Source organism: Aeromonas sp. s9, assembly GCF_040907765.1.
GTDB lineage: Bacteria > Pseudomonadota > Gammaproteobacteria > Enterobacterales > Aeromonadaceae > Aeromonas > Aeromonas caviae.
Map to the genome: position 1 here is coordinate 1 of NZ_JBFOCK010000085.1, position 8033 is coordinate 8033.

The window sequence follows — 8033 nt, forward strand, 5'->3', positions numbered from 1 at the left end:
CTAGGCTGTGTTCTTAAAGTGATGAAGATATAATCTCACATCTTCTCAACAGCTTAAGATCCATTCCGTGTCCCGCCGTTATCAGCTGACTGATGCACAATGGGGGCTTATCGAGCCCCAGTTTCCTTCTCGAAGCCTGATCGGGCGCCCTACCCGTGAACCGCGCCAAGTGCTCGATGGCATTCTCTGGATACTCCACACCGGAGCTCCTTGGCGAGACCTTCCAGAACGTTTCGGACCATGGAATTCGGTCTACAACACCTTCCGGCGTTGGCAGGATGCAGGCCGGATTGATGCCATTCTGGAAGCGCTGCAACTCAAGCTCAATGAAAAAGGGCTCATCGATTTCGACCTGTGGTGCCTGGACGGCTCCAATGTCAGAGCATCCAAAGATGCTGCCGGTGCACGTAAAAAAACACCTCAATGAATCAAGCCCTTGGCCGTTCGCGGGGAGGTTTCGGCAGCAAAATTCACTTGGTCACGGACGGTCATGGCTTACCACTGAGCTTCTGCCTGTCACCGGGGCAATCAGCAGAAATCAGCTATGCAACAAGCGCGTTGGCCATGGCGAGGATACCAACGTCATCAGGTCGCTACCGAACACGGCCAGCGCATCTTGCCGCAGACAAGGCCTATAGCAGCAAAGCCTTTCGAGCCGAGCTACGGCGGAGAAGGATAAAAGCGGTCATTCCGCAACGCAGCGACCAGCAACGGCGCCATAAGGGGCGTCCATTGGTACTGGACAAGGTGCATTACCGCAGGCGCAATGTCGTGGAGCGGTGCTTCGGTTGGTTGAAGAAGTTTCGCCGGTTTTCAACGAGATATGAAAAGCTAGCCAAGAGTTTTGCAGCCTTTATCAAACTGGCTTTCTGCCTTCGCTACTTGCGCGAGTTATGTGTGGACAGAAAACCAGCATTTTGAGAACACAGCCTAGCAGCACGTTCACTTGCTGCAACAGCAACCGGGTATCATCGCTAGGACAGACCAGCCGGACGCCAGCCGGCCCGATAACACCCGTCCACGTATGTACTGTGTTAAAGGCAGTATCTTGGATGATTAGCACCTGAATTACAGTTGACGTCTTATCATTAGCTGATAACATATGGTTTGTTTATTTATCTAGTATTAAGGGTGTCTTGTGTCAGAGGTAGGTATAGGCGTGACTAGCTGTATTATTGGTATTAAAGGTCAAACTCCAAGTTCCACAAACCAAGTAGATGTTTGGTTTGACTCCCTTAAATCAATTGCATCGGTTCTATCCGAAGAAAATCAGCATTTGTTAAAGACTATCGCAGAAAAAAAACCTGAAAATATTACAGAATTATCTGAATTAACTGGGCGAGCTGTAAGTAATCTTTCTCGAACTATTAAAACGTTAGAGAGACATGGTCTTATTAATATTGAGAGCTTTGGGAAAAGTATTAGGCCGAAGGTTAAGTATAGTAATTTCAATATACTATGTGGTTTGAGTTTGAATGATGGAAAAAAATTGTTAGAAAATAAATTTTCTTTGGTCTCAATGTTTACAGGTGTTGGTGGGCTGGATATGGGATTTGAAGGTGGCTTTAAATACAAAAGTCAATACTTTGAAAGTCAACCATTCACAACTCTGGCTGCTTATGAGAAAGATGAGAAGTGTGTAGAAACAATAAAGAAAAACTTAAATATACCTATTAGCCAAGTTGAGTTATCTGAAGATCTTGTTAATGACTTTCCAAGTGCTGATGTGTTAATTGGTGGCTTTCCATGCCAAGATTTTAGTTCTTGTGGTCCTAAAAGAGGTCTTAGCTCTGACAGAGGTCAACTATACAAAGTTCTAGTTAGATATATGCAACATCACAAACCTAAAATTGTATGCGCTGAAAATGTTCCTAATTTAGCGCGAATGCAAAATGGTGCTGTGCTAGATACTATAGTTAATGATTTTAGCGAGCAAGGTTATAAAGTCCAAGTGTGGGATCTTTTTGCTCCAGATTATGGTGTGCCACAAAGTCGGAGAAGGCTGTTTTTTGTTTGTACCAGAAATGATCTTGAAGGTGAACCTATAAAGCCAGAACCAAAATTTGTTGGTATGCATCGCGGAACTAAATGGGCAATCGAAGATTTGGAAAAAGTTATTGATGAGACTATTCCAAACCAAAGCCAGTATTTCAAGGCATCAAAAGCCAAGAAAGGGAATGGCCAAGGTGATGAGCACTGCAAAGCAGACGAACCCTCTTACACAATCAGGGCAAACGCTAAGTCTCGAGTCCAATTTCATTATGAATTAGATAGAAGGCTAACAATCAGGGAGTGTGCTCGTCTACAGACGTTCCCCGACTCTTTTGTTTTCCCTCATTCTGCTACATCAAATGTTATGCAAATAGGTAATGCAGTACCACCTATGTTGTCATATGAGGTGGCAACATCAATCAGAGAGTTTTTATTAAAACAGGATTGATTAATACATGAAAGAAAACAGGGATGAGGTTTTTGCTTATATTTTCTCAAAAGCCGATGAAGTTGGTTATATGGGGCTTGATTCAGCTAGGTCTGGTAAGTTCCAAGATGAATTGGAAAATGATCCTCAGTTAATAAAAATTGCTGGCGATAGGCTCTCTCGAAATTACATTAAGGATACCGTTTTAAATAATTATAGCAAGAAACAGAGATATATATCAGAAGATGATGTACTTAGTGTATTTGTTGAGCTGGATGATATTTCTGTTTTAGGTGCAAAAAAAGATCTTGAGAATGGTATTTTTAAAATTTCATATTTAGATGAGGAGTTTGAGTGCACTAGCTCAAGTATTAACGAATGGCAAACGGTTTTAAAGCGATTCGGTAAAAGATGTAGTGGAAAAACTAGATTTGCTTTTTTGACTTGTGGTGGTGTAGAGAAGCAGCAAGATGAGCTTGGGGCTGTCGTAGATATTTTAAGCTCATACGGTGTAACAGCCCTCATCGTTAAGCCTAGTCAGAAACCTATATCAATAAAGTTGTATGTGAAAAATAAATCTGGTCAGCCTTTTAGCTTAGTTAAAACGGTTTTACCTAAACCATTCATCCTTCTAGCAGGTATCTCTGGTACAGGTAAAACCCATTTTGTGCGTGAACAAGCAAAAACTTCTGGCCAGTTTGCTGAAACTTATTGCTTAACCTCGGTGCGCCCCGACTGGCATGAGCCGAGTGATTTGCTTGGTTATATTTCTCGCCTCGCAAAAGACGGAAAAGCAGAATACATCACTACCGATGTATTGCAGTTTATCGCCAAAGCCTGGCGTGCCATTGCTGATAGTAAATTAACCGTTGAAGTTCAAGATAGCGAAGACCAAGGCGAGCGATTAGTCGTAGCAGGCGAACGTGATGCGCTTGCGCAGATATTGCCTTACTGGTTGTGCTTGGATGAAATGAACCTTGCCCCTGTTGAGCAGTATTTTTCCGATTACTTATCGGTACTGGAAACCCGCGAGTGGTGTTGGACAGGTGATAGCTTTACCTACAGTAGTGATGCGCTATTAAAATCAACAACTATTAAAGAAGTCGCAGATAAAGGAAAGCTACGCGAAGCGCTAGGCTTTGATGGTGCTCAATACGATGAGCTGTGGGATAATATTTGCCAATATGGTTTAGGCATTCCGTTTAACTTACTGGTCGCGGGCACTGTGAATATGGATGAAACCACTCATGGCTTTTCGCGTAAGGTGATAGATCGTGCACTAAGCTTTGATTTTGGCGAGTTTTTCCCGAACGACTATAACGACTTTTTCACCCCAGCCAGTTGTAACAAGCGCCTTAGCTATCCGATTTGGTCAAACGCCAGCAAGGCGGATGTCGACTTTGAGATAGAAGCTAAAGGTGGTGAAAAAATAAATGCTGGTGATGCAACGGTTAGCTTTTTAAATCAAGTAAATGCAGTGCTAAAAAACACACCGTTTGAATTGGCGTTTCGTGCGCTCAATGAGTTACTGCTTGCAGTAGCCAGTAGCCAACCACAAGATGACTTGACCCTAAAAGCCGTGTGGGACGATTTTATGATGAGTAAGGTATTGCCGCGGATCGAGGGCGATACCGACAAACTCACCACATCAGATGGTAAGGCTTTGTTGGCAGAGCTGAATACTGTGCTGGCAGACCAGTTAGCCCCAATTTGGTTAGCGTCTGCAACGGAAGAAGAAGATCAGCGCCCTGACTTATATCGTGAAAGAGCGATAGAGGGCGATGTAACAGATGAGCAAAAAGTGCTACGCATCCCTTGCCGTTCGAAAGCTAAGTTGAAGTGGATGAGCGAGCGATTAGCCAGTGCCACTTTCACCAGTTTCTGGCCTTAAGGGGTTGGTGTTGTTTGATGCTTTCTGCAATGAATGCAACATTTAAGCTTAACCAGCACTGCGATGGCGTAAGGAGTGGTAGGGAATGCCAGAGTTAATACGATTACAAACCCCCGACTTTGAGTTTTCGGTCTGGGCTAATGATATTAGCCAGCGGTTGAGCGTGTACCAGAATACAGTGGCACACAGGGCGAGCGCTAATCATGCACAACCTAGCTACGAAATGTGCTTTGCTCCTGCGGCTGAACTTAGCAATGCCATTGAGCCGCAAGGGGTAGTTGCAGATGGCTTAGTAAAAAGTGGGTTAGATGAAAGTGGCCTTGTTGCAAATGGCTTAGCGAAACACGCTGAGCTGACATTAAACTCTCCCTTGTTTTTTGAGAATACCCAGTACCAGTTTGAGTGGGTCTTTTTTAGTGAAGTGTCTAATGCGCGCTTAACCCATCACAGCCAAAGTGTGAATGAGGCATTTCGTTTTGCCCCCGAAGTAAAAACAGCAAGGGGCGTAGTGCCTGCACGTTTAACTGGTACCATCAATACCGGCAATGATGTGGGGTGGTTACGTTTGCCACTCACGTTTGAACTTAATGGTAAAATACAGACTCAGCATATTGCGTTTGAAGTACTGCCAACCAAAATGGCTCTGCACCAAGACATGCCAGCCATGTACCAAGCCATAGACAAGGTTTACCCCCTTTGGCGCTTTAGTTTAGTAGAAAAAACTGAACAAGATGCAGCGAATAGCCAGCAACGTAGGCATTTTCCACTGATGTGGTTGGCTAATTTTGCAGCGTTAAGGGCGCGTTTTGAGCAAGGCTTAAAAGTGATTTGTGCCGCACCTCATAGCCGTTTACAACCTACAGTGGCTAATATTAAAGCCGTCAAATTAAAAGGCCGCTTGCCACATAAGTTAGCCGAGCAATTAAAGCAAGACTTTGCTAATTGCAAGTACGATAAACGCTATGCGGTCGAAAAAAATAAACTGGGCGTCGATACCCCTGAAAACCGCTTTATAAAAATGGCGGTGACTAAAAGCAAGCGACAATTAGCGGAATTTGAACAAAAGCTCAGGCAAAGTAACCGCGTGCCAGAACGTCAACGGTTATCTGATTCATTTTTAAATGAACTACATAGTTGGCAACAACCGCTGCAAAAAGTGTTAGGCCAAAGTTTTTTAAAAGAGGTTGGCGCATACACAGGGTTAAGCTGTGAGTCGTTAGTACTACAGCAAAGAACAGGTTATAGTGCGGTGTATCGTGTTTGGCAGGATCTGAAATTTTATTTAGATGTGTTTGGCAATCACTCGAGCATTTCGATGAAGTCGGTGGCTGAGATTTATGAGGTGTGGTGCTTTCTATGTCTGAAACAGATTTTAGAGCATGATCTTGGCTTTGAATTGGTGGAAAATAGTGCAACGAAGCTCGCTCAAAATGACTTTTTTGAGTACCAACTAAAAGATGGCTTTGCCGGTGCCTTTCGCTTTAAACGCTCAGATGGTGTGACGGCTAGGCTGGCACACGAGCCTAAGTTTACCAAACAAGGAAAATCGATCCGCTCGTACTTGGTGAATCAAGAGCCGGATATTGTGTTGGAAGTGACGCTGCCTACAAACGCAAACTTAGGTACCTCTGAAGAGAAACAGTTTATTTGGCTGTTTGATGCCAAATACCGTATTAAAACCGATAAAAGCCGTTTGGATGACAGTAATGAAGATATTGAAACTACCGATTACGTACCAGACGATGCCATTAACCAAATGCACCGTTATCGTGATGCACTCATTCGTTTATCAGAGCCGCGCTTGTTTGAGTCTCCATTTGGTTCAATCGCAGGTCAACCTGCCAAGAAAAGCCGCCCAGTTTTTGGAGCGTTTGCTTTATACCCTGGCTTTTTTGATCAAGCCACAAAACAAAACCCCTACGCAGCCGCGATAGAAGAAGTCGGTATTGGCGCATTTGCATTATTACCTAGACAAAATGAGCCCAGTCAAACTGGTCCTCGTCAGACGGAGAGCAGTTATACCGGTCACCAGTGGTTGCTTGAGTTCTTGCAAGCCCAAATTGGCACAGCGCCGAATACACAAGCAGGGCAAGGCAATGAGGCTATGTATCCAGTGATCGGCATGGCAGAAAGGCTCTACGTACAAGAAGCTGCACGCATACCGTATTACGGCATGCGCCAACTGCTGTACTCCGATTTGACTTTGACAGTGGCATTGGGTGGACAACGTGGCCGTGATAATGGCTACTTCGAAAAATTTGAGCAAGGTACGGCACAGTGGTATCACTTGCCGCAAAGCATGTTTTTGCAGAAATTTAAGCAGCATATTGCAGAGGAAATTCGCTATTTAGCGTTGGCGTCTACCTCAGACACCCATAGTTCGACCAAGCAAATTGACAAACTTTGGCCGGTTAAACGCATAACCCTATTACCACGCTACACCATTACCGAAGATCAAGCAGGTAAGAAATCAGGCTCTGCTGATTTGTATTATTTATTTGAGCTAGGCAAGCCACTTTCGCTGCAAACTCCGGTGACCAACGTGCCACATCGCCCAATGAAAAACTCGATGAAACTCACAACTTTAACTCGCCTAGAGAGTGTAACTAAGTTTGCTGAAGTTGAAAAAGTGTATGAAGAGGCAATGGTGTGAATAAGCGTGTTCTACCAATTATGCATAAGGTGAAATGAATGACAGAACATATACCTCAAGCTCCATAAGGAGAGTTTGTCCTTTTTACTAGCGCAGACGGTCAAACTCATGTTGCCGACATTCCGCACCTGATTTAGGAATAAATTTTCTGATAGCGCTCACCCAATACTTCCAGGTTGACCTGCTGCTCCACGGTTAGCTCCGTTATCTGGGGTGTGGCTTCTACCAGTCGATATTCATGGATGCCGCCAAAGCGCAGAAAAATCCCACGGGCGGTTGGCTGCTGGGTCAGCTTCTTTTTCATCCGTCATTCCGCACTTAATTTTTGTATTGTAAATGGTGATGCAGATCACACCGTTATGATCTAGTTGTGAAAGTCCATGATTTTACCCATGTAATCGTGTCCTAATACTCAGTTCGATAACAATTCACTTCATCTCACAGGAGGCGGCAAACATGAATCTGAGTTTTTTAGCTATTTTTACCCCCCTTCTGCAAGCCCCTCACAGTCGCCATTTGCTGTGAACGTGTACCCACCATCTTCGAAAAAAGCCAATCAGGTACGGAAAGTCAGCTCTACCTGTAAGAAGTAAATAGTTCAGAACCACCATGCTCTGCCAAGCAGAAAAGAAGTTGGTAATTAGATGCAGAAGAATGATTCTAACTATCACCGATGTAATTTATAGTAATGATTTAACCTGGTTTTATTTAAGTGGGGTGTTAAGCATGTTAATAATATAGGTTTCGATTTCATGAAAACCTCCTGAAAATAAAAGTTTTTCGGTTCGTTCTTCATCTTTGCAATGAAACTCAATCACTTCGTAGCATGAGCTATCTTCGTTTTCAAAAATAACTATGCCATCATTTTTAGTTCCACTTATCAGCCAAGTTTGAAAGACCCAATCAGCAGATAAACCTATCATCTGGAATTTTTGATTTAGGGAAGGTGCGAATAAGTATCCTATGTGCCAAAACTAAGGAAGGTGCGAACAAGTCCCTGATATGAGATCATGTTTGTCATCTGGAGCCATGGAACAGGGTTCATCATGAGTCATCAACTTACCTTCGCC

The 8033-nt window shown here is 43.7% G+C and carries 5 protein-coding genes and 1 pseudogene; 4 read left to right on the forward strand and 2 right to left on the reverse strand.

What is annotated here, in order from left to right; all coding sequences use genetic code 11:
- Window positions 1-67 precede the first annotated feature (67 nt).
- The 4 genes from AB5Y54_RS17620 (at window position 68) to AB5Y54_RS17635 (ending at window position 6963) form a co-directional block, all read left to right on the forward strand.
- Window positions 68-921, forward strand: a protein-coding gene (locus AB5Y54_RS17620; RefSeq protein ID WP_103252041.1) for an IS5 family transposase whose coding sequence is annotated in 2 segments (ribosomal slippage) — window positions 68-410 and window positions 410-921 — 855 coding nt in all. Because the reading frame shifts where the segments join, the coding sequence is not laid out codon by codon here.
- Between the two features lie 217 nt (window positions 922-1138).
- Entirely contained in the window at window positions 1139-2440 is a 1302-nt protein-coding gene (gene dcm / locus AB5Y54_RS17625) for a DNA (cytosine-5-)-methyltransferase (RefSeq protein ID WP_161653664.1), read from the forward strand.
- A gap of 7 nt (window positions 2441-2447) precedes the next feature.
- Entirely contained in the window at window positions 2448-4310 is a 1863-nt protein-coding gene (locus AB5Y54_RS17630) for an McrB family protein (protein WP_202608074.1), read from the forward strand.
- Window positions 4311-4395: 85 nt separating this feature from the next.
- Window positions 4396-6963, forward strand: a complete 2568-nt coding sequence (locus tag AB5Y54_RS17635) for a restriction endonuclease-like protein (RefSeq protein WP_161653665.1) — start codon at window positions 4396-4398, stop codon at window positions 6961-6963.
- A 133-nt stretch (window positions 6964-7096) separates the two neighbouring features.
- On the opposite strand, the pseudogene AB5Y54_RS17640 reads toward AB5Y54_RS17635, so the two are convergent.
- Window positions 7097-7267 (reverse strand): annotated as a pseudogene (locus AB5Y54_RS17640) (IS1634 family transposase); the annotation flags it as partial.
- Between the two features lie 400 nt (window positions 7268-7667).
- Window positions 7668-7886, reverse strand: coding sequence for a hypothetical protein (locus AB5Y54_RS17645; RefSeq protein WP_368154089.1), 219 nt, complete (start codon window positions 7884-7886; stop codon window positions 7668-7670).
- Window positions 7887-8033 lie beyond the last annotated feature (147 nt).